We start from the raw sequence: 22,698 nt of genomic DNA, 5'->3' as shown, positions 1-22,698 counted from the left end.
GAAGAAAGTCCAACTCGAATGTCCAACGAATCCAAGATCAAGGTCAAGGGCCCGGTAGTCGAGCTCGACGGCGACGAGATGACCCGCGTCATCTGGAAGCTCATCAAGGACATGCTGATCCTGCCGCACCTCGACATCAACCTGGACTATTACGACCTGGGCATCGAGCACCGCGACCGCACCGACGACCAGGTGACGATCGACGCGGCCTATGCGATCAAGAAGCACGGCGTGGGCGTCAAGTGCGCGACCATCACCCCGGACGAGGCCCGGGTCCACGAATTCAACCTGAAGAAGATGTGGCTGTCGCCGAACGGGACGATCCGGAACATCTTGGGCGGCACCATCTTCCGCGAGCCGATCGTGATCTCCAATGTGCCGCGGCTGGTTCCGGGCTGGACCAAGCCGATCGTCATCGGCCGTCACGCGTTCGGTGACCAGTACCGCGCGACGAACTTCAAGGTCGACAAGCCCGGCACAGTCACGCTGACGTTCACGCCGGCCGACGGCAGCGAGCCGATGGTGCACGAGGTGGTGTCCATTCCCGAGGACGGCGGCGTGGTGATGGGGATGTACAACTTCAAGGATTCCATCCGCGATTTCGCGCGCGCCTCGTTCGCCTACGGCCTCAACGCCAAATGGCCGGTGTACCTGTCCACCAAGAACACCATCCTCAAGGCCTACGACGGCATGTTCAAAGACGAGTTCCAGCGCATCTACGACGAGGAATTCAAGGAGCAGTTCGAAGCCGAGGGGCTGACCTACGAACACCGGCTCATCGACGACATGGTGGCGGCCTGCCTCAAGTGGGAGGGCGGCTACGTGTGGGCCTGCAAGAACTACGACGGCGACGTGCAGTCGGATACCGTCGCGCAGGGCTACGGTTCCCTGGGGCTGATGACGTCCGTACTGATGACGGCCGACGGCAAGACCGTCGAGGCCGAAGCCGCGCACGGCACCGTCACCCGCCACTTCCGGCAGTACCAGGCGGGCAAGCCGACCTCGACGAACCCGATCGCGTCGATCTTCGCCTGGACCCGGGGGCTGCAGCACCGCGGCAAGCTGGACGACACCCCCGAGGTGATCGAGTTCGCCAAGAAGCTCGAAGAGGTCGTCATCGCCACCGTCGAGGGCGGCAAGATGACCAAGGACCTGGCCATCCTCATCGGCCCCGAGCAGGAATGGCAGCAAAGCGAGGAGTTCCTGAACTCCATCGCCGAGAATTTGGAGAAGGCGCTAGCTGGCTAGCCCGCGGGCTGTTCGCGGCCCGCCGACGGGCACTGTTCCTCGATGAAGTCGGTGATCACCGCGGTGATCCGCTCGGGCGCCTCGAACATCGGCACGTGCCCCACGCCGTCGAGCTTGGTGACCTGGTGACTGTCTTTGGGCAGCTGGTTGGTGAAGTGCCGGCTGAACCTGGGCGCGGGCAGGATCCGGTCCTTCTCGCAGATCACCAGGTGGGCCGGGACGGCGTTCTGCGCGACCTCCCGCAGTCCGTGCAGCAGCGTGGCCTTGACCAGCAGCTGGAAGTAGGCGGGGCAGTGCACGACGTCGTCGATGCAGCCGAGCAGTTGAGCGTCGCTGACCCCGTCCGGCGTTGCGCTGATCGCGTAGGTGGCGAGCCGGCGGCTGAACGGCAGGCGCATCACCTTGGGGCCGAACGCCCAGGCGAGCAGCAACAGCGGGATGCCCAGGACGAACTTGAAGATCACCTCGAACTTTGCCGGGGTCCAGCGCGTCCAACCGCCGGCCGGCGCGATGCCGGTGACGCTGCGCGCCCGGCCGCGCCGCTCCAGCTCGAAGGCCACCCAGCCGCCCAGCGAGTTGCCCACGATGTGGGCGGTTTTCCAGCCCATTTCGTCCATTTGGCGCTCGACGTGGTCGGCGAGCACCTCCGACGACAGGAACCAGGTGCCGGCCCTCGGGCCGCCGTTGTGGCCGGCCATCGTCGGGGCGAAGACCTCGTAGCGGCCGGTGTCGGCCAGCTGCCGGGCCACGTCCTCCCACACCGCCTGCGACAGCAGGAACGGATGCAGCAGCAGAATCGGTTCTCCCGAACCGAGGTGGATCGGCGGCCGGGTCCCCACGGTGTTCCCCATGGACCCGACAGTAATGGCGGTACCGCCGGTACTGCAAACAACGGGCCTTCCGCCCGTGAAAAGATCGGGACATCATGAGCACCGCTACCGGATCCCGCCGGCTATTCTCCGGCGTGCAGCCCACCTCCGACTCGCTTCACCTGGGTAATGCGTTGGGCGCCATCACCCAGTGGGTGGCGCTGCAGGACGACCACGACGCATTCTTCTGCGTCGTCGACCTGCACGCGATCACCATCCCGCAGGATCCCGAGGCGCTGCGCCGCCGGACCCTGGTCACCGCCGCGCAGTACCTGGCGCTCGGCATCGACCCGCACCGCAGCACCGTGTTCGTGCAGAGCCACGTGCCCGCCCACACCCAGCTGGCGTGGGTGCTGGGCTGCTTCACCGGCTTCGGGCAGGCATCGCGGATGACGCAGTTCAAAGACAAGTCCACGCGCCAGGGCAGTGACTCGACCACGGTGGGCCTGTTCACCTACCCGGTGCTGCAGGCGGCCGACGTGCTGGCCTACGACAGCGATCTGGTGCCCGTGGGCGAGGACCAGCGCCAGCACCTCGAGCTGGCGCGCGACGTGGCGCAGCGGTTCAACAGTCGCTTCCCCGACACCTTCGTCGTGCCCGACGTGCTCATTCCCAAGGTGACCGCCAAGATCTACGACCTGGCCGACCCGACGTCGAAGATGAGCAAATCGGCGGCCACGGACGCCGGGCTGATCAACCTGCTCGACGATCCGGCGTTGTCGGCCAAGAAGATTCGCTCCGCGGTGACCGACAGCGAGCGCGAGATCCGTTACGACACCGAGGCCAAGGCGGGCGTGTCGAACCTGCTGACCATCCAGTCGGCGGTCACCGGGGTCGGCATCGACAAGCTCGTCGAGGGCTACGTGGGGCGCGGCTACGGCGACCTGAAGAAGGACACCGCCGAGGCCGTCGTCGAATTCGTCGGCCCGATCAAGGCGCGCGTCGACGAATTGATGTCGGACCGTGCCGAATTGGAGTCGGTGCTGGCGGCCGGGGCGCAGCGCGCCGAGGAGGTCGCGGGCAAGACCGTTCGGCGGGTCTACGATCGACTCGGGTTCCTTCCGATGCGGGAATAGGGTTGCGCATGAGCGAGCCGGCCAAGCCAGGCATCCTGGACCGGCTGCGGGCCCGGTTTCGGTGGCTCGACCACGTCCTGCGCGCCTATCAGCGTTTCGACGAGCGCAACGGCGGCTTCTACGCCGCCGGCCTCACCTACTACACGATCTTCGCGTTATTCCCCTTGCTGATGGTCGGTTTCGCGGCGTTCGGGTTCCTGCTGTCGCGCCGGCCCCAGCTGCTGAACACGATCGACGACCACATCCGGTCCTCGGTGACTGGCGCCCTTTCGCAGCAGCTGGTCGACCTGATGAATTCGGCGATAGACGCGCGCACCTCTGTCGGCGTCATCGGGCTGGCCACCGCCGCCTGGGCGGGCGTGGGCTGGATCTCGCACCTGCGCGGCGCGGTGACCGAGATGTGGTGGGACAAGCGCATCGAGTCGCCGGGGTTCCTGCGCAACAAGCTGTCGGACCTGGTGGCGATGCTGGGGACGTTCATGGTCATGTTGGCCACCGTGGCGCTGAGCACGCTGGGCCACGAGGCGCCGATGGGCGCGGTCCTGAGATGGCTTGGCATACCGCAGTTCTCGGTGTTCAACTGGCTGTTCCGGCTGTTCTCGATATTGATCTCGTTGTTCGTGTCGTGGCTGTTGTTCAGCTGGATGATCGCCCGGCTGCCGCGCGAGAAGGTGGACCCGGTCGCCGCGATGCGGGCCGGTCTGCTGGCGGCGACGGGCTTCGAGCTGTTCAAGCAGGTGGCGTCGCTGTATTTGAAGGCGGTGCTGCGCAGCCCCGCCGGGGCGGTCTTCGGGCCGGTGCTGGGCCTCATGGTGTTCTCCTACGTCACAGCGTATTTGGTGCTGTTCGCCGCCGCCTGGGCCGCCACCGCGTCCCGCGATCCGCGCGCCGCGCACGTGGAGCCCCCGCCGCCGGCGATCATCGCCCCGCGGGTGCAGCTGGACGAGGGGCTGTCCACGCGGCAGACGCTGACCGCGATGGGCGTGGGAGCCGTTGGTGCGCTCGCTTTTTCCCGGCTGACCCGCCGGTTCCGCTAGTCCTCGCCGGTTTCACAGCCCGACGGTCCTGCCGACGGCCACGGTGACGGCGGCGACGAAGATCAGCGCCGTGAGCGCCACGTTGCGCGGTTCGCGAAGGTAGACATGCGATCCGATGGCGCCCACCATGACGACGGCGAAGCCGGCCGCGGCGAGCGGCGTGAGGAACACGGCCACCCCGAGCAGCCGGGGCAGCAGAATGCCGACGGCGCCCAGCAATTCGCAAAACGCGGTGACGCGAATCACCGGCAGCGGGAACGGCGCGACGCCGGTCTGCCCACTTGCGATGAGCCGGTCCTTGGGCCGGCTGATCTTGGCCAGACCGGACGCGGTGAAGACCGCGGCGAGCGCCGCCTGCAGTGTCCAGAGCAAGACGTTCATCATGACCTCCTGAGTTGTTGGCTACTCAGAGGTATGACGGGGCGGCGGGCCTAGACGTGACACCAATCGCCGCGGACCATGACGGCCGTCACATGCAAAGCGCCGTCCAGCACAACCAGATTCGCGTCGTGGCCCGCCCGCAGGCCGCCCACCCGCTCGAGGCCCAGCGCCCGCGCCGGCGTCGCCGCCGTCATCGCGACCGCGGCGGTGAGCCCCGCGTCGGCGGCCACGGTGCGGAACAGCCGATCCATGGTGGCGGTGCTGCCGGCGATCGTCGACGTGCCATGCACCCGCGCCACGCCCGACGCGACGTCGACGGGCACCGCGCCGAGCCGAAACGTCCCGTCGGCGCAGCCGGCCGCGGCGAGCGCGTCGGTGACCAGGGCGACCCGGTCGGGCCCCGCGGCCGCGACGACCGCGCGCACCACCTCCGGGTGCACGTGCACGCCGTCGGCGATGAGTTCGACGGTCACCCCGGGGTCCCGCAGCAACGCGAGCGTGGGCCCCGGTTCGCGGTGGTGCAGTGGCGGCATCGCGTTGAACAGGTGGGTGCCGACCGTGGCGCCCGCGGCGATGGCCCGCTGGGTCTGTTCGTAGCTCGCGTCGGTATGGCCCACGGCCACAACGACATCCGCGTCCAGAAAGCGCCGGATCGCGTCGTCGGCCCCCGGCAGTTCGGGCGCCAGCGTGACCATTCGGACGGTGCCATCGCCGGCCGCCAGCACGGCATCGATCTCGGCGGGGTCCGGGTGGCGCATCCGGGTGGGGTCGTGCGCCCCGCAGCGGGCCGGGCTCAGCCAGGGACCTTCCAGGTGGATGCCCGCGATCGTGCCTCGCCGGGTGGCCGCGGCGAGCGCGCGGACGCCGGCCATCAGCTCCGCCGACGCGGCGGTGACCAGGCTGGCCAGCGTGGTGGTGGTGCCGTGGCGCCGGTGAAACTCCGCGGCGGCGTCGATGGCGTCGGGGTCGGTGTAGGAGGCGCCGCCGCCGCCGTGCACGTGCATGTCGACAAAGCCCGGCACCACAACGCAATCCGGGAATTCGCGGTCGGCCGGCCCCGGCGGGGGCCCGGCGCCGCAGGCCCGGACCTGCCCGCCGGCCGTCTCCAGCCATCCCGGCCGGCAGACCTGCCCGTCGAGAACCATCGTCCCCGAACGGATCAGTCCCATCGACCGCCGTTTTCCCAGAAGTGCCTGATGTCCTCGAGTTGGCGCCCCTTGGTCTCCGGGGCGTACCGGTAGACGAACACGAATGCGACCAGGGTCAGAGCCACGAACACCGCGAAAGTGCCAGCGCCGCCCAGGGAATGCAACAGCGTGAGGAACACGGCCGCGATGATCGCGTTGGCCACCAGGTTGGAGGTGAGCATCGTGCTGGAGCCGATGGACCGCAGCCGCGACGGGAAGCTCTCGCTCGCGTACACCCAGCCCAGGGAGCCGAAGCCCGCGGTGTAGCCGAAGATGAACACCACGACGCCGACGAACCCGAACACCAGTCCGGCGCCGCCGAGACGGCCCTGGGCGAACACGGCCATCAAAACGACGTCGGCGGCGATCATCATGGCGATGCCGGACAACAGGATTGGGCGCCGGCCCAACCGGTCCACCAGAAGCAGCGACGTGCCCACGGCCGCCAGTCCGGCGACCTGAACCAGCGCCGGCAGGGCCAGCAGGGCGAAATTGCCGGTGAAGCCCATCGCTTCGAATATCCGAGGGCTGTAGTAGATGATCGCGTTGATGCCGGTGATCTGGATCAGGAAGCCGAGCGTGATCACAAACACGGTCGCCCGCAAGTACGGTCGGCGCAGCATCTCGGAGAAGCCGCCGCTCCCTTCGTTCAAAGCGCTCGCGATCTCGGCCAGCTCTTCGTCGGCGTTCGCGGTGGGGTCCGCGCGCAGCAGAGCGGCGCGCGCCTCGTCGGCCCTGCCCTTGAGCACGTACCACCGGGCCGTGTCGGGCATCCGAATCAGCAAGGGCAGCAGCAGCATTGCGGGCACGGCGGCCAGCCCCAGCATCCACCGCCAGGCGTGCGCGCCGGCCAGCGCGTAACCGGTCAGGTAGCCGACGACGAGTCCGCTGACGATCGCCAGTTGATAGGCCGTCAGCAGCGAGCCCCGCACCGCCGCGGGGGCCGACTCCGCCACGTACACCGGCACCACCACCACGGTCACGCCGATCGTCAGGCCCAGCAGGAAGCGCGCCGCCAACAGCATCGGCAGCGACACCGAGAACGCGCCGAGAAGCGCGAACGCCGCGTAGGCGACGAGGATCAGCGCCACCGATTTCTTCCGGCCGATCGCATTGGCCAGCACGCCGGCGCCGAGCGCCCCGAAGATCTGACCGATCACCACCATGGTCGTCAGCAGCTCTTGTTGCCGGGTGGTGAGCCCGAAGTCCTCGGTGACGAACAGCTGCACGCCGGCGATGATGGACAGGTCGTAGCCGTAGATGACGCCGACGCTGGCGGCCGTGAGCCCGAGCAGCAGGCCCCGCCGCGACGGGGCGCGCCGTGCCGTCACCGGTGTTGCGGTCGGCGGTTCATCGAGCGCGCGACCATGATCAAACTAAACACGATGATCGTTCCGATCACCGCGACGCCCACCCGCACCGGCAGCGCGTCCGCCGACGGCATCAGCCCGGCGGCCTGGGGGCCGGCGCCCGGCCGGTCGGCGGCGCCGTCGTGCTTGGTGGCCATCAGCGACGGATCGGGCTCGATCAGCGTGCCGACCTGGGTGCCCTGCGGCGTGGAAAACCCGTAGTCCAGCAGGTGCGCCGCCTGTTCCCACGGCGCGATCGGCTGGCGCGTCCCGTGCAGCAGCACCGCCACCAGCCGCCGTCCGTCGTGGTTGGCCGCGCCCACGAACGTCTGCCCGGCGTCGTCGGTGTAGCCGGTCTTGCCGCCCAGCGCGCCGGGGTACTTGTAGAGCAGCTGGTTGTCGTTCTCCAGCTCGTAGCCGGGGTGGTCGCCGTGGCCGGGGAAGTCGAAGGTGCGCGTCGCGACGATGCCGGCGAAGGTGGGGTTCTGCCAGGCGTAGCGGTAGAACAGGCCGATGTCGTAGGCCGACGTGCTCATGCCTGGCCCGTCCAGCCCCGACGGGGTCGCCACCCGGGTGTCGCGGCCGCCGAGCTTGGCGGCCAGCACGTTGATCTTCTCCAGCGCCTGCTGCATCCCGCCGAGCTGCATGGCCAGCGCGTGCGCGGCGTCGTTGCCGGAGTGCATCAAGAGGCCGTGCAGCAGCTGATTGACGGTGAAGACGCCGCCGTCGGTCACGCCGACCTTGGTGCCCTCGGCCGCCGCGTCGTCGGCGGTGCCCTCGACGGACTTGTTCAGCGGCAGCGCGTTGAGGGAGGCCATCGCGACCAGCACCTTGATGATGCTGGCGGGGCGGTGGCGGCCGTGCGGGTCCTTGGCGGCGATGACGGCGCCGCTGTCCAGGTCCGCCACCAGCCACGCGTCGGCCGACACGTCGCCCGGCAGGGGCGGCGTCCCGGGTGCTGCGACGACGCCGCAGCCGCCCAGCGCCTCGCCGCCGACCGGCTTGGGGGGCACCGCCAGCGGGATCGGCGGATCGCCGGCGGCCGGCACCTCCGAGGAGTCCACCGCGGGCGGGGTGTTCACCTGGTACGGGCAGTTCGGCGGCCCGGCGTTGGGGCCCGGAGCCGGTTCGGCGGACGCGAGCGGGGCGGCGACCGGCGCGGCGACCAGGAAAAGCGTCGCTGCCAGGCATGACGCGGAACGTAACAGGGACATTGTGTCAGCAGACTAGGCGATCGGCGGCCCAATTCCCGGGAGCCGCGCTGTGACTGATGGGACAGATGTTACAAAGCGGCCCGCCCGCGCGGGTGCGCAGGCGAACCACTACGCTGACAGCATTCAAAACAACGGCTTTTGGTCTCGGTGGCGGCGCGACGGTGACGGTCCGCGGTCGCTGGAGCAGCTGCTCAAGCAGATCGAGAAGGGCACCCAGGTCCGGAATTCCGGGCTCGACCGCGTGCTGGAAGAGCTGAAGGCGCACCGCGACAACGCGCAGGACGCCGACCTGAAATCCGCGCTCGTCTGGCTGTGCAACGCGCAGACCCGGCTGGGCAGCGACCCGAGCACGGCGCATTCCCGCGAGGTGCTGCTGGCCGCCTACGAGGTCAAGCGGGTCCTCGCTACAGCCGGCCCGACTCCTCGCTGAGCACGCCGCGCAGGATGGCCTCGATGGTGTCGAACTCGGGTTGGCCGCTGATCAATGGCGGAGCCAGCTGAACGACGGAATCGCCGCGGTCGTCGGTGCGGCAGTACATTCCCGCCTCGAACAGGGCCGCGGACACGCGGGGCAGCAGCGTCCCGCGTTCGTCGTCGGTGAAGGTCCGCCGGGTCGCCTGGTCCTTGACCAGCTCGACGCTGTAGAAGTACCCCTCGCCGCGCACGTCGCCGACGATCGGCAGGTCGTAGAGCTTCTCCAGGGTGGCGCGGAAAGCCGGCGCGTTGCGTTTGACGCGCTCGTTGAGGCCCTCGCGCTCGAAGATGTCGAGGTTGGCCAGCGCCACCGCGGCCGACACCGGATGCCCGCCGAACGTATACCCGTGCGGGAACATGGTTTTGGCGTCGTTGAACGGCTCGAACAACCGCTCGCTGGCGAGCATCGCGCCCAGCGGTGAGTAGCCGGACGTCAGCCCCTTGGCGCAGGTGATCATGTCGGGCACGTAGCCGAAGTCCGCACAGGCGAACATCGACCCGATCCGCCCGAACGCGCAGATCACCTCGTCGGAGACGAGGAGCACGTCGTATTCGTCGCAGATCTCGCGCACCCGCTCGAAATAGCCTGGGGGAGGCGGGATCGAGCCCCCGGCGTTCTGCACCGGCTCCAGAAACACCGCGGCGACGGTCTGGGGTCCCTCGAACTCGATCGCCTCGGCGATCCGGTCGGCGGCCCAGCGCCCGAAGGTTTTGAGGTCCGTGTTGAAGGGCTCGGGCGCGCGGTAGAAGTTCGTGTTGGGCACCCGGAACCCGCCGGGCGTCACCGGTTCGAACGGAGCCTTGTAGCGCGGCAGCCCGGTGATCGCCAGCGCGCCCTGGGTGGTGCCGTGGTAGGCGATCGCCCGCGAAATCACCTTGTGCTTACCGGGTTTGCCGGTGAGCTTGAAGTATTGCTTGGCCACCTTCCAGGCGGTCTCGACGGCCTCGGTGCCGCCAGTGGTGAAGAAGACGCGGTTCACCTCGCCCGGCGCGTGGCGGGCGAGGCGCTCGGCGAGCTCGATCGCCGTCGGGTGGGCGTACCCCCACAGCGGGAAGTACGCCAGCGTGCTCGCCTGCCGGGCGGCGACCTCGGCGAGTTCACCGCGCCCGTGGCCGACCTGGACCGTGAACAGCCCGGACAGCGCGTCGAGGTAGCTCTTGCCGCGGTCGTCGAAGATGGTGACGCCCTCGCCGCGGGTGATGATCGGCGCCGCGATGCCCGGGCCGTGCCGGGCGAAGTGCAGCCACAGGTTGTCAGTCATCTCGTTCGCGAGCGTAGCCTCGCGATATGACCGCGGCGCAGCAGGTTAGCGAGTTCGAGTCGCTGCGACCGCATCTCATGTCGGTGGCCTACCGGCTGACCGGCACGGTGGCCGACGCCGAGGACATCGTCCAGGAGGCGTGGTTGCGCTGGCACGGGCAGAACCAGGCCATCTCGGACCTGCGGGCCTGGCTGACCACCGTGGTGAGCCGGCTCGGCCTGGACCGGTTGCGGTCGGCCGCGCACCGGCGCGAGACGTACACCGGCAACTGGCTGCCCGAGCCGGTGGTCACCGGCCTCGACCAACCCGACCCGCTGTCCGCGGTGGTGGCCAGCGAGGACGCCCGCTTCGCAGCGATGGTGGTGCTGGAGCGCCTGTCGCCCGATCAGCGGGTCGCGTTCGTGCTGCACGACGGGTTCGCCGTGCCCTTCGCCGACGTGGCCGAGGTGCTGGGCGTCAACGAGGCCGCCGCGCGGCAGCTGGCGTCACGGGCCCGCAAGGCGGTGGCCGTGCCGCCACCACCCGAACCCGATCCCTCGCACAACGAGGTGGTCGGCCGGCTGATGGCCGCCATGGCCGCCGGCGACCTGGGGGCCGTGGTGGAGCTGCTACACCCGGACGTGGTGTTCACCGGCGATTCAAATGGCAAGGCGCCCACGGCCGTTCACGTTATCGAAGGGGCGGACAAGGTGGCCCGGTTCATGTTCGGCCTGGCCCGCCGCTACGGCGACGCGTTCTTCACGGCGAATCAGCTGGGGCTGGTCAACGGCGAGCTGGGCGCCTATACCGCGGGCAGCCCCGGCGACGACGGGCACTGGGAGATGCGGCCGCGGATCCTGGCGATCACGGTGCGCGACGGAAAGGTCTGCGCGCTATGGGATATCGCCAACCCGGACAAGTTCACCGGCTCGCCGCTTCGGGAGCCGTCTCAGACTCGCTAGCCCACGGGATGCGGCAGGCGTCACCGGAATTGAAGCCCTGCTCGGTGATGCCCAGCGCGGAGTTCACCCGCGCGCGCATGTTCTCCAGCCCGATCTGGTAGGTCAGCTCGAACACGCCCGCGTCGCCGAAGCGGGCCCGCAGGTTGGCGACCAGCTCGTCGGTCACGGTGTGCGGGTCGGCCGTCATCGCGTCGGCGTAGGCGATGGCCGCGCGCTCGTCGTCGCTGAACGCCGGTGAGGTGGCGTAGTTGTCGATCTCCTTCAGGCGTTCCATGTCGAGGCCGTCAAGGCGCTGCAGCATGGAGCCGAAGTCGATGCACCACGAGCAGCCGATCTGGCGCGCGGTCCAGAACACCGCGAGCTCGCGCACGCTGACCGGAAGCGTCTTCGACGCCCGGTCGACCATGGTTTCGTGCACGGCGCCCGCGATCATCAGCTTGCGATGATGCGCGGACACGGCAAAGGGCTCGGGGACCTGGCCGTAGCGCCGCTTGGCCACCCGGTACATGGCGCGGGTCAGCAGGCCGGCGCGGTTGGGAGGCAGGGGCTCGATGCGGGTTTTTTGTGTCATACCTGTCAGACGCGATGGCGCGCGAAAGTGTGACAAATACCTGCGGTATGCGGCTAGTCTCACGACCTGTGGGGGCGATTGGAAATTGACGATGACCGCGCTGTTTAGCCGGTGGTGGCGGGCCGATCAATATGACTGGCTCTCCGGATACCTGGCGTCGCGGGGCATCAGCGGTGCCACCCGGGCCGTGTTGGCGGCCATTTCGGCGTCGATGGTGTTGTGCCTTCTCGCGCTGCTGGCGGGCTCGGACGGTCCCCGCGGAGCCGTCCCGGTGGCGATGATGTGGGCCGCCGTCGGCGGCGGGGTGGCGGGGGTGGTGCTGTGGGCATCCCGCTGGCCGACGCGCACGCAGTCACTCATTTTCGCCGTGACGTGCAACGCCTCCGTCGCCCTGGCGTGCCTGGCGCACCCGAATCCGCTGGCCGCGTTGATCGGGTGTGTCGCCTTCGCGACCTTCGGCGCGTACATGGCGTTCTTTCACACCACGGGCTTCGTGCTGTACAACTTCGCGGTGGCCGCCGGCGTCGGCTCCTGGGAGGCGCTGTCGCTGGCCCGGGCCGGACACCCCAGCCTCGCGGGGGTGGACCTGTGGCTGGTGATCGAGGTCAACATCGCCCTGCCGGTGGCCATTCTGATCCTGGTGCGCGCGCTGGCGGGCGACCTGCTGCGGGCCGACCGCGATCCGCTGACGGGGCTGCTCAACAGGCGCGCGTTCGCGCACGAGGCGCTGGGGATGATCCTGGCCCGCCGGGGCATCGACTCCCACCTGGTGGTGATGCTGATCGACCTCGACCATTTCAAGGCCCTCAACGACCGCTGCGGCCACGCCGCGGGGGACCACGCGCTGGTCCAGGTCGCCCAGGCGCTGCTGGCCGCCGCCGACAAGCAGGCGGTGGTGGCGCGCAGCGGCGGCGAGGAGTTCCTGCTCGCCGGCACGTCTTCGGGCTGCAACGCCGAGTCGCTGGCTATGCAGATGTGCCGGGCCATCGCGACCTCGGCGGCGGGGGTCACCGCCAGCATCGGCACCGCCTGCGCCCGCCTCGACGAGACCGCGGCCGACCCGCAGTTGGTGCTGCAGGAGTTGATCAGCGCCTCCGACGCGGCGATGTACCAGGCCAAGCGGATGGGCGGCAACCAGAGCCATCACCACGAGCTCTGCTGAGGCGACGGCTCAGCGCGAGAACATGGTCGCGCGCTTGACCTCCTGGATCGCCTTGGTGACCTCGATGCCCCGCGGGCAGGATTCGGTGCAGTTGAACGTGGTCCGGCACCGCCACACGCCGTCGACCTCGTTGAGGATGTCGAGGCGCTCGGCGGCCGCCTCGTCGCGGCTGTCGAAGATGAAGCGGTGCGCGTTGACGATCGCCGCCGGCCCGTAGTAGCTGCCCTCGTGCCAGAACACCGGGCAGCTGGTGGTGCAGCACGCGCACAGGATGCACTTGGTGGTGTCGTCGAAGCGGGCGCGGTCGGTCGGGCTCTGGATGCGTTCCCGCGTCGGGGGGTTGCCGGTGGTGATCAGGTAGGGCTTCACCGCCCGGTAGGCGTCGAAGAACGGTTCCATGTCGACGACCAGGTCCTTCTCCACCGGCAGCCCGCGGATCGGCTCGACCGTGATGGTCAGTGACTTGCCGGGCTTTTTCGGCAGCAGGTCGCGCATCAGCACCTTGCAGGCCAGGCGGTTGACGCCGTTGATGCGCATGGCGTCGGAGCCGCACACGCCGTGCGCGCAGGACCGCCGGAATGTCAGCGTCCCGTCCAGATAGCTCTTGATGTAGATCAGCAGGTTGAGCATCCGGTCGCTGGGCAGGCACGGCACCCGAAAGCTTTGCCAGCCACCGGTTTTCGCGAAGGCGTCGGGCTGGTCGGGGTTGAACCGAGCGATCTTCACGGTCACCATCACCGCGCCCTCGGGAACCGGCGGCAAGGGGGGTTCCAGCCGGGGCTCGACGTCTGCGGCCATCAGTACTTCCGTTCCTTGGGTTCGTAGCGGGTCTGCACGACGGGCTTGAAGTCCAGCGCGATGTCGCTCAGCAGGTCGGTGCCCTGCTTGTAGGCCATGGTGTGGCGCATGTAGTTGACGTCGTCGCGGTTCGGGTAGTCCTCGCGGGCGTGGCCGCCGCGGGACTCCTTGCGGTTCAGCGCGCCCACCACGGTGACCTCGGCCAGCTCCAGCAGGAAGCCGAGCTCGATGGCCTCCAGCAGGTCGCTGTTGTAACGCTTTCCCTTGTCGTGCACGGTGATTCGCGAGTAGCGCTCCTTCAGCGCGTGGATGTCGGTGAGCGCCTGCTTGAGCGTCTCCTCGGTGCGGAACACCGCGGCGTTGTTGTCCATCGACTGCTGCAGGGCGGAACGGATGTCGGCGACGCGCTCGTTGCCGTGCTCGGAGAGGATGTCGCACACCCACCCGACGACCATCGCCTCCGGCTCGGCCGGCATGTCGACGAAGTTGTGGCCCCGTGCATACGAAGCCGCGGCGATGCCGGCCCGGCGGCCGAAGACGTTGATGTCCAGCAGCGAATTGGTGCCCAGCCGGTTGGCGCCGTGCACCGATACGCACGCGCACTCGCCGGCCGCGTACAGGCCCGGCACGGTGGAGGTGTTGTCCCGCAACACCTGTCCGGTGACGGTCGTCGGGATGCCACCCATCACGTAGTGACACGTCGGGTAGACCGGGACGAGTTCGTGCACCGGGTCCACGCCCAGATAGGTCCGCGCGAACTCGGTGATGTCGGGCAGCTTGGCCTCCAGCACGTCCTCGCCGAGGTGGCGGACGTCGATGTACACGTAGTCCTTGTTGGGGCCCGCGCCGCGGCCCCCCAGCACCTCGAGCACCATCGAGCGCGCGACGATGTCGCGCGGCGCCAGGTCGACGATCGTCGGGGCGTAGCGCTCCATGAACCGCTCGCCGTCCGCGTTGAGCAGCCGGCCGCCCTCGCCGCGCACTGCCTCGGAGATCAGGATGCCCAGGCCGGCTAGGCCGGTCGGGTGGAACTGGTGAAACTCCATGTCCTCCAAGGGAAGTCCCCTGCGGAACACGATGCCGATGCCGTCGCCGGTCAGGGTGTGCGCGTTGGAGGTCGTCTTGTACATGCGGCCCGAGCCGCCGGTCGCGATCACGACGGCCTTGGCGTGGAAGACGTGGATCTCGCCGGTGGCGAGCTCGTAGGCGACCACGCCGGTGGCCACCGGACCCGTCGGGGTTTGCGTCAAAACCAGGTCCAGCGCGTAGAACTCGTTGAAGAACTGCACGTCGTGCTTGACGCAGTTCTGGTACAGCGTCTGCAGGATCATGTGGCCGGTGCGGTCGGCGGCGTAGCAGGCCCGGCGCACCGGCGCCTTGCCGTGGTCGCGGGTGTGCCCGCCGAAGCGGCGCTGGTCGATGCGGCCCTCGGGGGTGCGGTTGAACGGCATCCCCATCTTCTCCAGGTCGAGCACCGCGTCGATGGCTTCCTTGCACATGATCTCGACGGCGTCCTGGTCGGCGAGGTAGTCGCCGCCCTTGACGGTGTCGAACGTGTGCCACTCCCAGTTGTCGTCCTCGACGTTGGCCAGCGCGGCGCACATGCCGCCCTGGGCGGCGCCGGTGTGGCTGCGGGTGGGGTAGAGCTTGGTCAGCACCGCGGTCCGCACCCGCGGCCCGGCCTCGACGGCGGCGCGCATCCCGGCACCGCCCGCGCCGACGATCACCACGTCGTATCGGTGTTGGGAGATCACGGCTCGCCTCTCACGAGATGTTCGGGTCGAAGGTCACCAGCACGTAGGTGCCCAGCACCAACGTGAACCCCATCGACAACAGCAGCAGGCTGTTGAGCCAGAACCGGGTGGAGTTCTTGCGGCTGTAGTCGTCGATGATGGTGCGCAGCCCGTTGCCGCCGTGCAGCTGCGCCAGCCACAACAGCGCCATGTCCCACATCTGCCAGAACGGCGAGTGCCAGCGCTGCGCCACGTAGTTGAAGTCGATGCGGTACACGCCGTCGTCCCACATCAGCATGACGAACAGGTGCCCGATCGCCAGGAACACCAGCGCGATCCCGGAGAACCGCATGAACAGCCACGCGAACTTCTCGAAGTTCGGGATGCCGGCGCGCCGGCGCGGGGAGCGGGGATTGTCCAGGCTGGCGGGGCGGTCGTAGAAGCGCTGCTTGACCGGCGCGGTCTGGCCGCGCCCGAGCTGGAGATCCGGGCTGCTCATCGCAGGTGCTCCAGGACGTGGATTCCGGTCACCACGCCGGCGGGCACCATCAGCAGCAAGAAGACGATGACGACGATCAGGAACATCAGCCGCTGATGGCGCGGGCCCTGCGACCAGAAGTCGATCAGGATGACCCGGATCCCGTTCAGGCCGTGGAACAGCACCGCGGCGATCAGGCCGTATTCCATCAGGCTGACGATGGGGGTCTTGTAGTCGCCCACCACCGCGTTGTAGGTCTGCGGGCTCACCCGCAGCATCGCGGCGTCCAGCACGTGGACGAACAGGAAGAAGAAGATGGTCGCCCCGCTGATGCGGTGCAGCACCCACGCCCACATGCCCGGGTCGCCCCGATACAGGGTCCGGGGTGGTCGCCGCTTGCGCGCGGCGGCAGTGCTCACCATGTCCTCACCCGCCTTTGTGAACAGTCAGCCGGGGGTTCAGCCTAACCCTGCCAGCCGGCGGGTCGTGCCGAACAGCCGCCAGGCGAATTGTCGTGTCAGAGTAGGGTGACGCTGGCAAGTCGGCCCTTTGGTGAGCGAGGTGCGTGTGCCCGACGTCGACTGGAATGTGCTGCGCGACAAGGCGATCGGCGCTGCGGCGGGGGCCTATGCGCCCTACTCGCGATTCGCCGTCGGGGCGGCCGCGCTGGTCGACGACGGCCGTGTTGTCACCGGGTGCAATGTGGAGAACGTCTCATATGGCCTTGGTCTCTGTGCCGAGTGCGGTGTGGTGTGCGCCCTGCACTCCACCGGCGGCGGCCGGCTGGTCGCGCTGGCGTGCGTGGACGCCCGGGGGGCCACCCTGATGCCGTGCGGGCGATGCCGCCAGCTGCTGCTGGAGCACGGCGGCCCCGACATGCTGATCGAGCATCCGGCGGGGCCGCGCCGCCTCGGCGAGCTGCTGCCCGACGCGTTCACCGCCGACCTGCCGCGGGAACGGCCTTGAGTGACTGGGACTTCGACGCCGTGTTCGACGCGCCGACGGTGATCCGGACCAAGCGCGACGGCGGGCGGCTGTCCGACGCCGCCATCGACTGGGTCGTCGACGCCTACACCCACGGCCGCGTCGCCGACGAGCAGATGTCGGCGCTGCTGATGGCGATCGTGTGGCGCGGCATGGACCGCGGCGAGATCGCCCGGTGGACGGCGGCGATGCTGGCCTCCGGCGAGCGGCTGGACTTCGCCGACCTGGGCGTCCCGACCGTCGACAAGCACTCGACCGGCGGCGTCGGGGACAAGATCACCCTGCCGTTGGTTCCCGTCGTCGCCGCCTGCGGGGCGGCCGTGCCGCAGGCGTCGGGCCGCGGGCTCGGGCACACCGGCGGCACCCTGGACAAGCTGGAATCCATCGCCGGGTTCACGGCCCAGCTGTCCGGCCGCCGGGTGCGCGAGCAGCTTCGCGACGTGGGCGCCGCCATCTTCGCCGCCGGCGAGCTGGCCCCGGCCGACGCCAAGCTGTACGCGCTGCGCGACGTCACCGCCACCGTCGAGTCGCTGCCGCTGATCGCCAGCTCGGTGATGAGCAAGAAGCTGGCCGAGGGCGCCGGCGCGCTGGTGCTCGACGTGAAGGTCGGATCCGGGGCGCTGATGAGCTCGGAGGCGGCCAGCCGGGAGCTGGCGCGGACCATGGTCGAGCTGGGCGCGGCGCACGGGGTGCCCACCCGCGCGCTGCTGACCGACATGAACCGCCCGCTGGGCTCGACCGTCGGCAACTCGCTCGAGGTCGCCGAGTCGCTGGAGGTGCTGGCCGGCGGCGGGCCGCCCGACGTGGTGGAGCTGACGCTGCGGCTGGCCGCCGAGATGCTCGACCTCGCCGGCATCGACGACCGCGACCCCGCCCGGACGCTGCGCGACGGCACCGCGATGGACCGCTTTCGCCGGCTCGTCGCGGCCCAGGGCGGCGACTTGTCGGTACCGTTGCCGATCGGTTCGTGTTCCGAGACCGTCACCGCTCACCGGGGCGGCACAATGGGCGATATCGACGCGATGGCGGTGGGGCTGGCGAGTTGGCGGCTCGGCGCGGGCAGGGCCCGTCCGGGCCATCCGGTGCAGCTGGGCGCGGGAATCCGGATCCACCGCCGGCCCCGGGAGCCCGTCGCCGCCGGCGAGCCGCTGTTCACCCTCTACACCGACACCCCCGAGCGCTTCGACGCCGCGATGGCCGAGCTGGCCGGCGGCTACAGCGTCGACGACACGCCCCCGGCCTCCCGGCCGCTGATCATCGATCGGATCACGCTGTGATCGACCTCAACCAGATCAAGAAGGCGCCCAAGGCCCTGCTACACGACCACCTCGACGGCGGGCTGCGGCCGTCGACCGTGCTCGACATCGCCGGCCAGACCGGCTACGACGGGCTGCCCGCCACCGACGTCGACGAGCTGTCGAAGTGGTTTCGCACCCGATCACACAGCGGCTCCCTGGAGCGCTACCTGGAACCGTTCTCGCACACCGTGGCGGTGATGCAGACCCCCGACGCCCTGTACCGCGTCGCCTACGAGTGCGTGGAGGACCTGGCCGATGATTCGGTGGTCTACGCCGAGGTGCGGTTCGCCCCCGAACTGCACATCGACCGCGGGCTGTCCTTCGACGAGATCGTCGACGCCGTGCTGGCAGGTTTCGCCGCCGGCGAGAAGGCCTGCGCGGCGGCCGGGCGCCCCATCAAGGTGCGGCTGCTGGTCACCGCGATGCGCCACGCCGCGGTGTCCCGGGAGATCGCCGAGCTGGCGATCCGGTTCCGGGACAAGGGTGTGGTGGGATTCGACATCGCCGGCGCCGAGGCCGGCAACCCGCCGACCCGTCACCTGGACGCCTTCGAGTACATGCGAGACCACAACGCGCGCTTCACGATTCACGCCGGTGAGGCGTTCGGCCTGCCGTCCATCCACGAGGCGATCGCGTTCTGCGGCGCCGATCGGCTCGGCCACGGGGTGCGCATCGTCGACGACATCGAGGTCCTCGGGGACGGCCGCGTCCGGCTGGGCCAGCAGGCATCCATCTTGCGGGACAAGCGAATTCCGCTGGAGCTGTGCCCCAGCTCGAACGTGCAGACCGGCGCGGTCAAGAGCATCGCCGAGCACCCGTTCGACCTGCTGGCCCGCACCCGCTTCCGGGTGACCGTCAACACCGACAACCGGCTGATGAGCGACACCACCATGAGCCTCGAAATGCACCGGCTGGTCCAGGCTTTCGGCTACGGGTGGAGTGACCTCGAGCGGTTCACCATCAACGCGATGAAGTCGGCGTTCATCCCGTTCGACGAGCGGCTGGCGATCATCGACGAGGTGATCAAGCCGCGCTACGCGGTGTTGATCGGCTAGATCGGCGGCCGGGGAGCCAACGCACAACAGCCATCTGCTGGGGCCATTCGCGTGCCTCAATGGCTGCGAAGCTCGGCGGCGTCGATCGCGTTGCGGTGCAACGCATCCGGTGACCGCGATATCAGTGAGCTCGCGCCAACGACGCGCGCCCGCTGGCAGTTGCCGACCCCCGTCGCCACCCGGGGGCAGGAGTGGGCCCGAAAGCCGGCTACGGCAATCCGTCTATCCCGTTCAGGCCCAGCAGCAGCCCGCCGGCGCCGCCGGTGCCGGGGGCGGGCGTCGGGCCAAGCCCGCCGTTGCCGCCGTTGCCGCCGTCGCCGATCAGCACAGCGTTGCCGCCGGCCCCCCCGGCACCCGCGGTCGTCGCGCCATTCCCGCCGGCCCCGCCGGCACCACCGTCGCCCAACAGTGCGCCGGCTCCTCCGCCGGTCCCGCCGGCGCCCCCCGTGGTGGTACCGCCTCCGCCGGCCCCGCCGGTCCCGCCGCAGCCAAGCAAGAGGGCGTTGCCGCCGACCCCGCCGGCCCCACCGGTAACACCGGCGTCCCCGCCGTGCCCGCCGATCCCGCCGCTGGAGAACAACAAGCCTGCATTGCCGCCGGCCCCGCCGGCTCCGCCGTTGCCGGCCCCGGCCTCCCCGCCGGCCCCGCCGTCCCCGCCGGCGCCGAACAGCAGGCCCGCATTGCCGCCGGTCCCGCCGGCCCCGCCGGTCGCGCCGAACGAGCTGCTCCCGCCGTCCCCGCCGGCGCCGCCATAACCGGCGAGCATGCCGGCGTTGCCGCCGGCTCCGCCGGTACCCCCGACGCCGCGGCCGAGGCCGCCGGCCCCGCCGGTCCCGCCGCCCGCACCGACCAGCCCGCTGAGCAGCCCGCCGGCACCGCCTGCCCCGCCGGCCCCGCCGGTCCCACCGGTGCCTGTCGCGATCCCGCCGGCACCGCCGGTCCCGCCGGCGCCCAACAGCCCGCCGGCTCCGCCGGCCCCGCCTACCCCGCCGTGCCCGCCGGCGCCAAGCGCGAACCCGCCGACCCCGCCTACCCCGCCGTTGCCGGACAGCAGCCCGCCGGCTCCGCCGGCCCCGCCGGCCCCGGCGGTCGATGAGCTTCCGCCGGCGCCGCCGGCCCCGCCGGCGCCGAACAGCCCTGCGGCCCCGCCGGCGCCCCCGTTTTGGCCCGCCGCGCCCGAGCCGCCGGCCCCGCCGCTGCCGAGCAACCACCCGCCGGGCGCGCCGGGTTGTCCGGTGCCCGCAAGTCCGTTGGCGCCGTTGCCGATCAGCGGACGCCCAGTCAGCGCCTCGACGGGGCCGTTCACAACGTTGAATACCGGCTGCAGCGGTCCGGCGGCGCCGTTGGCGCCGGGGGCGCCGACGACGGGGCCAAACCCGCCGTTGCCGCCGTCGCCGGCGGTGCCGATCAGCACGGCGTTGCCGCCCGCCCCGCCGGCACCACCGGTCACGCCCTCACCGCCGGCGCCGCCGGCACCGCCGTTGCCCGCCAGTAGGCCAGCCCCGCCGCCGGCCCCGCCGGCACCCCCGGTGACAAAGCCGGCTCCGCCGATCCCGCCGATCCCGCCGGAGCCAAGCAGGCCGGCATGGCCGCCGGTCCCGCCGGCCCCGCCGGTGCCCCCGCCGTTCAAGCCGGCTCCTCCGGCCCCGCCGTCCCCGCCGGAGCTGAACAGCAGGCCCGCGTTGCCGCCGGCCCCGCCGGCCCCGCCGGTGCCGCCGGCACCGCTGCTGAATCCGCCGGCCCCGCCGGGGCCGCCGGCGCCGAACAGCAGGCCCGCGTTGCCGCCGGCTCCGCCGGCACCCCCGGTGCCGTTCTCGCCGATCCCACCGGTCCCACCGGCGCCGCCGGGGCCGGCGAGCAGGCCGGCGTTGCCGCCGGCCCCCCCGGCCCCTCCCGTGACGTTGCCGAGCCCGCCGGCCCCCCCGGTCCCGCCGCCCGCACCGACTAGCCCGCTGAGCAGCCCGCCGGTCCCGCCAGCCCCACCGGCCCCTCCCGTGGTCGCGCCGAGCCCACCGGCCCCGCCGGCACCGCCGGCGCCCAACAGCCCGCCGGCCCCGCCGGCCCCGCCGGCACCAACGGTCGCTGAAGGGCTGGCCCCGCCCGCGCCGCCGACCCCGCCGTTGCCGAATAGCAACCCGCCGGTCCCGCCGGCCCCACCGGACCCCAACTCCCCGCCGGCCCCCCCGGCACCGCCGGTGCCCAACAGCCCGGCAGCCCCGCCATTACCGCCGTTTTGTCCCCCCGCGCCCGAGCCGCCGGCCCCGCCGTCGCCAAGCAGCCACCCGCCGGGCGCGCCGTTTTGCCCGGTCCCGGGGGCCCCGTTGGCGCCGTTGCCGATCAGCGGGCGCCCAGTCAGCGCCAGGCTGGGCGCATTGATCAGGCTGAGCAGATCCTGCTGCACCGTCTGCACCGGATTGGTCGTGAACGCCGCAACAGTGGCCGTCTCCGCGCTGGCATAGGACCCCGCACCCGCGGTCAGCGCCTGGACAAATTGGGTATGAAACGCCGCCGCCTGAGCGCTCAGCTGTTGAAAGGCCCGTGCGTGCCCGGCGAACAGCGACGCCACCGCCGTCGACACCTCGTCGGCGGCCGCCGCGAGCACCTCGGTAGTTGAGGCCGTCGCGGCCGCATTCGCGGCGGTCACCGCCGAACCGATGTTGGACAGATCCGTTGCCGCCGAAGCCAGCAACTCGGGGGCTGCCACCAGATACGACATCGCTATCCTCCTGCCAGGTCGTCGACATGTTGGTGAGCCCGATGAACTTCAAGAGTGTCCGGAGCGTGCGTCGATTCCGCCCCGGTATTTCGGCATTGCGGCAAATTTTCACCTCCCGTTAGGGCCACTACCCCACTTGGAGTTCGTGGTCGGTGACATTGCGGTTGACGCCAAACTGACCCGATGCAGCTGAGGATCATCAGGCTGCCAGTCATCGACTGTGGCGACGCCGACCTGCAGCCGGACATTGGGGAGACGTGATCGCGGTGGTTGGCATGGCGGTGGCCTTTCACCGGTAGATTTGTTGCACCACCCGATTGAGCCTGGACAGCGAGGTCCAAATCACCGCGCCGTCGGGCAGCTGTGGGTCGGGCCATCCGTATCGACGCCACGGGCTACGTCATCCCGTTATATCCGGGTGCGCCGAGCAGCCCGCCGGTGCCGCCGGTACCGGGCACGCCCGGGACTGGCCCAGTCCCGGCGTTGCCGCCGCTACCACCATCGCCGATGCCGAACGCGTTGCCGCCATTGCCGCCGTTACCGCCGATACTGAGGGAGTCTCCGCCGGCGCCGCCCGCCCCGCCGTTGCCGCTGATCATCCCGGCCGTGCCGCCGTTACCGCCGTGACCGCCGGTACCGGTTCTGGCCAGCCCGCCGGTGCCGCCGTCACCGCCGTTGCCCATGACTAGGCCGGCGTTGCCGCCGGCCCCGCCGGCCCCGCCGGTGGAGCCGGCAGTCCACCCGCCGGTGCCGCCGTCACCGCCGGCACCGAACAGCATGCCGGCGTTGCCGCCTGCCCCGCCTGCCCCGCCGACACCGCTGTCACCGATACCGCCGGCCCCGCCGTCACCGCCGGCACCGAACA

At 70.4% G+C, this 22,698-nt stretch carries 20 protein-coding genes and 2 pseudogenes; 9 read left to right on the top strand and 13 right to left on the bottom strand.

Annotated elements, in window-relative coordinates; all coding sequences use genetic code 11:
* The first annotated feature begins 18 nt into the window (after positions 1 to 18).
* The gene (locus AC5Y2S_RS09315; protein ID WP_499955748.1) at positions 19 to 1,248 is read left to right on the top strand and encodes an NADP-dependent isocitrate dehydrogenase; all 1,230 of its coding nucleotides are present in this window, start codon (positions 19 to 21) and stop codon (positions 1,246 to 1,248) included.
* Here the strand turns inward: AC5Y2S_RS09315 and ephH are convergent.
* Entirely contained in the window at positions 1,245 to 2,042 is a 798-nt protein-coding gene (gene ephH, locus AC5Y2S_RS09310; protein WP_499956505.1) for an epoxide hydrolase EphH, read from the bottom strand. The genes AC5Y2S_RS09315 and ephH overlap by 4 nt on opposite strands.
* Positions 2,043 to 2,173: 131 nt before the next feature.
* Here ephH and trpS point away from each other — a divergent pair, with 131 nt between their 5' ends.
* A complete protein-coding gene (gene trpS / locus AC5Y2S_RS09305) occupies positions 2,174 to 3,193 on the top strand; it encodes a tryptophan--tRNA ligase (protein WP_499955746.1) in 1,020 nt (339 codons plus the stop codon).
* Between the two features lie 8 nt (positions 3,194 to 3,201).
* Positions 3,202 to 4,230, top strand: coding sequence for an inner membrane protein YhjD (gene yhjD, locus AC5Y2S_RS09300; RefSeq protein ID WP_499955744.1), 1,029 nt, complete (start codon positions 3,202 to 3,204; stop codon positions 4,228 to 4,230).
* A gap of 12 nt (positions 4,231 to 4,242) precedes the next feature.
* Here yhjD and AC5Y2S_RS09295 read toward each other — a convergent pair whose 3' ends face one another.
* The 4 genes from AC5Y2S_RS09295 to dacB1 are packed head-to-tail and all read right to left on the bottom strand — an operon-like array spanning position 4,243 to position 8,361.
* The gene (locus tag AC5Y2S_RS09295) at positions 4,243 to 4,611 is read right to left on the bottom strand and encodes a DoxX family protein (RefSeq protein ID WP_499955742.1); all 369 of its coding nucleotides are present in this window, start codon (positions 4,609 to 4,611) and stop codon (positions 4,243 to 4,245) included.
* A gap of 50 nt (positions 4,612 to 4,661) precedes the next feature.
* The gene (gene nagA, locus AC5Y2S_RS09290; protein ID WP_499955740.1) at positions 4,662 to 5,780 is read right to left on the bottom strand and encodes an N-acetylglucosamine-6-phosphate deacetylase; all 1,119 of its coding nucleotides are present in this window, start codon (positions 5,778 to 5,780) and stop codon (positions 4,662 to 4,664) included.
* A complete protein-coding gene (locus tag AC5Y2S_RS09285; RefSeq protein WP_499955738.1) occupies positions 5,771 to 7,129 on the bottom strand; it encodes a sugar porter family MFS transporter in 1,359 nt (452 codons plus the stop codon). Before AC5Y2S_RS09285 ends, nagA begins: the two co-directional genes overlap by 10 nt.
* Positions 7,126 to 8,361 (bottom strand): D-alanyl-D-alanine carboxypeptidase DacB1, encoded by a 1,236-nt coding sequence (gene dacB1 / locus AC5Y2S_RS09280; protein WP_499955736.1) that lies wholly within the window; start codon positions 8,359 to 8,361, stop codon positions 7,126 to 7,128. The genes AC5Y2S_RS09285 and dacB1 overlap by 4 nt, the downstream gene beginning before the upstream one ends.
* A gap of 178 nt (positions 8,362 to 8,539) precedes the next feature.
* Here dacB1 and AC5Y2S_RS09275 point away from each other — a divergent pair, with 178 nt between their 5' ends.
* Positions 8,540 to 8,791, top strand: a complete 252-nt coding sequence (locus AC5Y2S_RS09275; RefSeq protein WP_499901868.1) for a hypothetical protein — start codon at positions 8,540 to 8,542, stop codon at positions 8,789 to 8,791.
* On the opposite strand, the gene AC5Y2S_RS09270 is transcribed toward AC5Y2S_RS09275, so the two are convergent.
* Positions 8,766 to 10,097: an aspartate aminotransferase family protein gene (locus tag AC5Y2S_RS09270; RefSeq protein WP_499955734.1), complete on the bottom strand. Its 1,332-nt coding sequence runs from the start codon at positions 10,095 to 10,097 to the stop codon at positions 8,766 to 8,768. The two genes, AC5Y2S_RS09275 and AC5Y2S_RS09270, sit on opposite strands and share 26 nt — an antisense overlap.
* A gap of 26 nt (positions 10,098 to 10,123) precedes the next feature.
* Between AC5Y2S_RS09270 and AC5Y2S_RS09265 the strand changes: the two genes are divergently transcribed.
* Entirely contained in the window at positions 10,124 to 11,038 is a 915-nt protein-coding gene (locus AC5Y2S_RS09265) for a sigma-70 family RNA polymerase sigma factor (RefSeq protein ID WP_499955732.1), read from the top strand.
* On the opposite strand, the pseudogene AC5Y2S_RS09260 reads toward AC5Y2S_RS09265, so the two are convergent.
* Positions 10,998 to 11,663, bottom strand: a pseudogene (locus AC5Y2S_RS09260) (carboxymuconolactone decarboxylase family protein); the annotation flags it as partial. The gene AC5Y2S_RS09265 and the pseudogene AC5Y2S_RS09260 sit on opposite strands and share 41 nt — an antisense overlap.
* Positions 11,664 to 11,700: 37 nt before the next feature.
* Here AC5Y2S_RS09260 and AC5Y2S_RS09255 point away from each other — a divergent pair.
* On the top strand, positions 11,701 to 12,771 hold the full coding sequence (locus tag AC5Y2S_RS09255; protein ID WP_499955730.1) for a GGDEF domain-containing protein: 1,071 nt from the start codon (positions 11,701 to 11,703) through the stop codon (positions 12,769 to 12,771).
* Positions 12,772 to 12,780: 9 nt separating this feature from the next.
* Here AC5Y2S_RS09255 and AC5Y2S_RS09250 read toward each other — a convergent pair whose 3' ends face one another.
* From AC5Y2S_RS09250 to sdhC, 4 genes are read right to left on the bottom strand one after another with little or no spacing between them, the layout of a single operon-like run.
* Positions 12,781 to 13,569 (bottom strand): succinate dehydrogenase iron-sulfur subunit, encoded by a 789-nt coding sequence (locus AC5Y2S_RS09250; protein WP_499955728.1) that lies wholly within the window; start codon positions 13,567 to 13,569, stop codon positions 12,781 to 12,783.
* A complete protein-coding gene (sdhA, locus tag AC5Y2S_RS09245; protein WP_499955726.1) occupies positions 13,569 to 15,323 on the bottom strand; it encodes a succinate dehydrogenase flavoprotein subunit in 1,755 nt (584 codons plus the stop codon). Before sdhA ends, AC5Y2S_RS09250 begins: the two co-directional genes overlap by 1 nt.
* 10 nt (positions 15,324 to 15,333) lie before the next feature.
* Positions 15,334 to 15,801: a succinate dehydrogenase hydrophobic membrane anchor subunit gene (locus tag AC5Y2S_RS09240; RefSeq protein ID WP_499955724.1), complete on the bottom strand. Its 468-nt coding sequence runs from the start codon at positions 15,799 to 15,801 to the stop codon at positions 15,334 to 15,336.
* The gene (gene sdhC, locus AC5Y2S_RS09235; RefSeq protein WP_499879639.1) at positions 15,798 to 16,136 is read right to left on the bottom strand and encodes a succinate dehydrogenase, cytochrome b556 subunit; all 339 of its coding nucleotides are present in this window, start codon (positions 16,134 to 16,136) and stop codon (positions 15,798 to 15,800) included. The genes AC5Y2S_RS09240 and sdhC overlap by 4 nt, the downstream gene beginning before the upstream one ends.
* A 211-nt stretch (positions 16,137 to 16,347) precedes the next feature.
* Here sdhC and AC5Y2S_RS09230 point away from each other — a divergent pair, with 211 nt between their 5' ends.
* From AC5Y2S_RS09230 to AC5Y2S_RS09220, 3 genes are read left to right on the top strand one after another with little or no spacing between them, the layout of a single operon-like run.
* A complete protein-coding gene (locus tag AC5Y2S_RS09230; protein WP_499956504.1) occupies positions 16,348 to 16,746 on the top strand; it encodes a cytidine deaminase in 399 nt (132 codons plus the stop codon).
* Positions 16,743 to 18,041: a thymidine phosphorylase gene (locus AC5Y2S_RS09225; protein ID WP_499955722.1), complete on the top strand. Its 1,299-nt coding sequence runs from the start codon at positions 16,743 to 16,745 to the stop codon at positions 18,039 to 18,041. The genes AC5Y2S_RS09230 and AC5Y2S_RS09225 overlap by 4 nt, the downstream gene beginning before the upstream one ends.
* Positions 18,038 to 19,117, top strand: a complete 1,080-nt coding sequence (locus AC5Y2S_RS09220) for an adenosine deaminase (RefSeq protein WP_499955720.1) — start codon at positions 18,038 to 18,040, stop codon at positions 19,115 to 19,117. Before AC5Y2S_RS09225 ends, AC5Y2S_RS09220 begins: the two co-directional genes overlap by 4 nt.
* Before the next feature lie 208 nt (positions 19,118 to 19,325).
* Here the strand turns inward: AC5Y2S_RS09220 and AC5Y2S_RS09215 are convergent, their stop codons facing one another.
* Complete coding sequence (locus AC5Y2S_RS09215; RefSeq protein WP_499955718.1) at positions 19,326 to 21,833, bottom strand: PE family protein; 2,508 nt, start codon at positions 21,831 to 21,833, stop codon at positions 19,326 to 19,328.
* 395 nt (positions 21,834 to 22,228) lie between these two features.
* Positions 22,229 to 22,698 (bottom strand): annotated as a pseudogene (locus AC5Y2S_RS09210) (PE-PGRS family protein); the annotation flags it as partial.

The sequence above is a fragment of the Mycobacterium sp. NGS69 genome, assembly GCF_059812165.1.
This window is presented reverse-complemented; position numbering and strand designations above follow the sequence as displayed.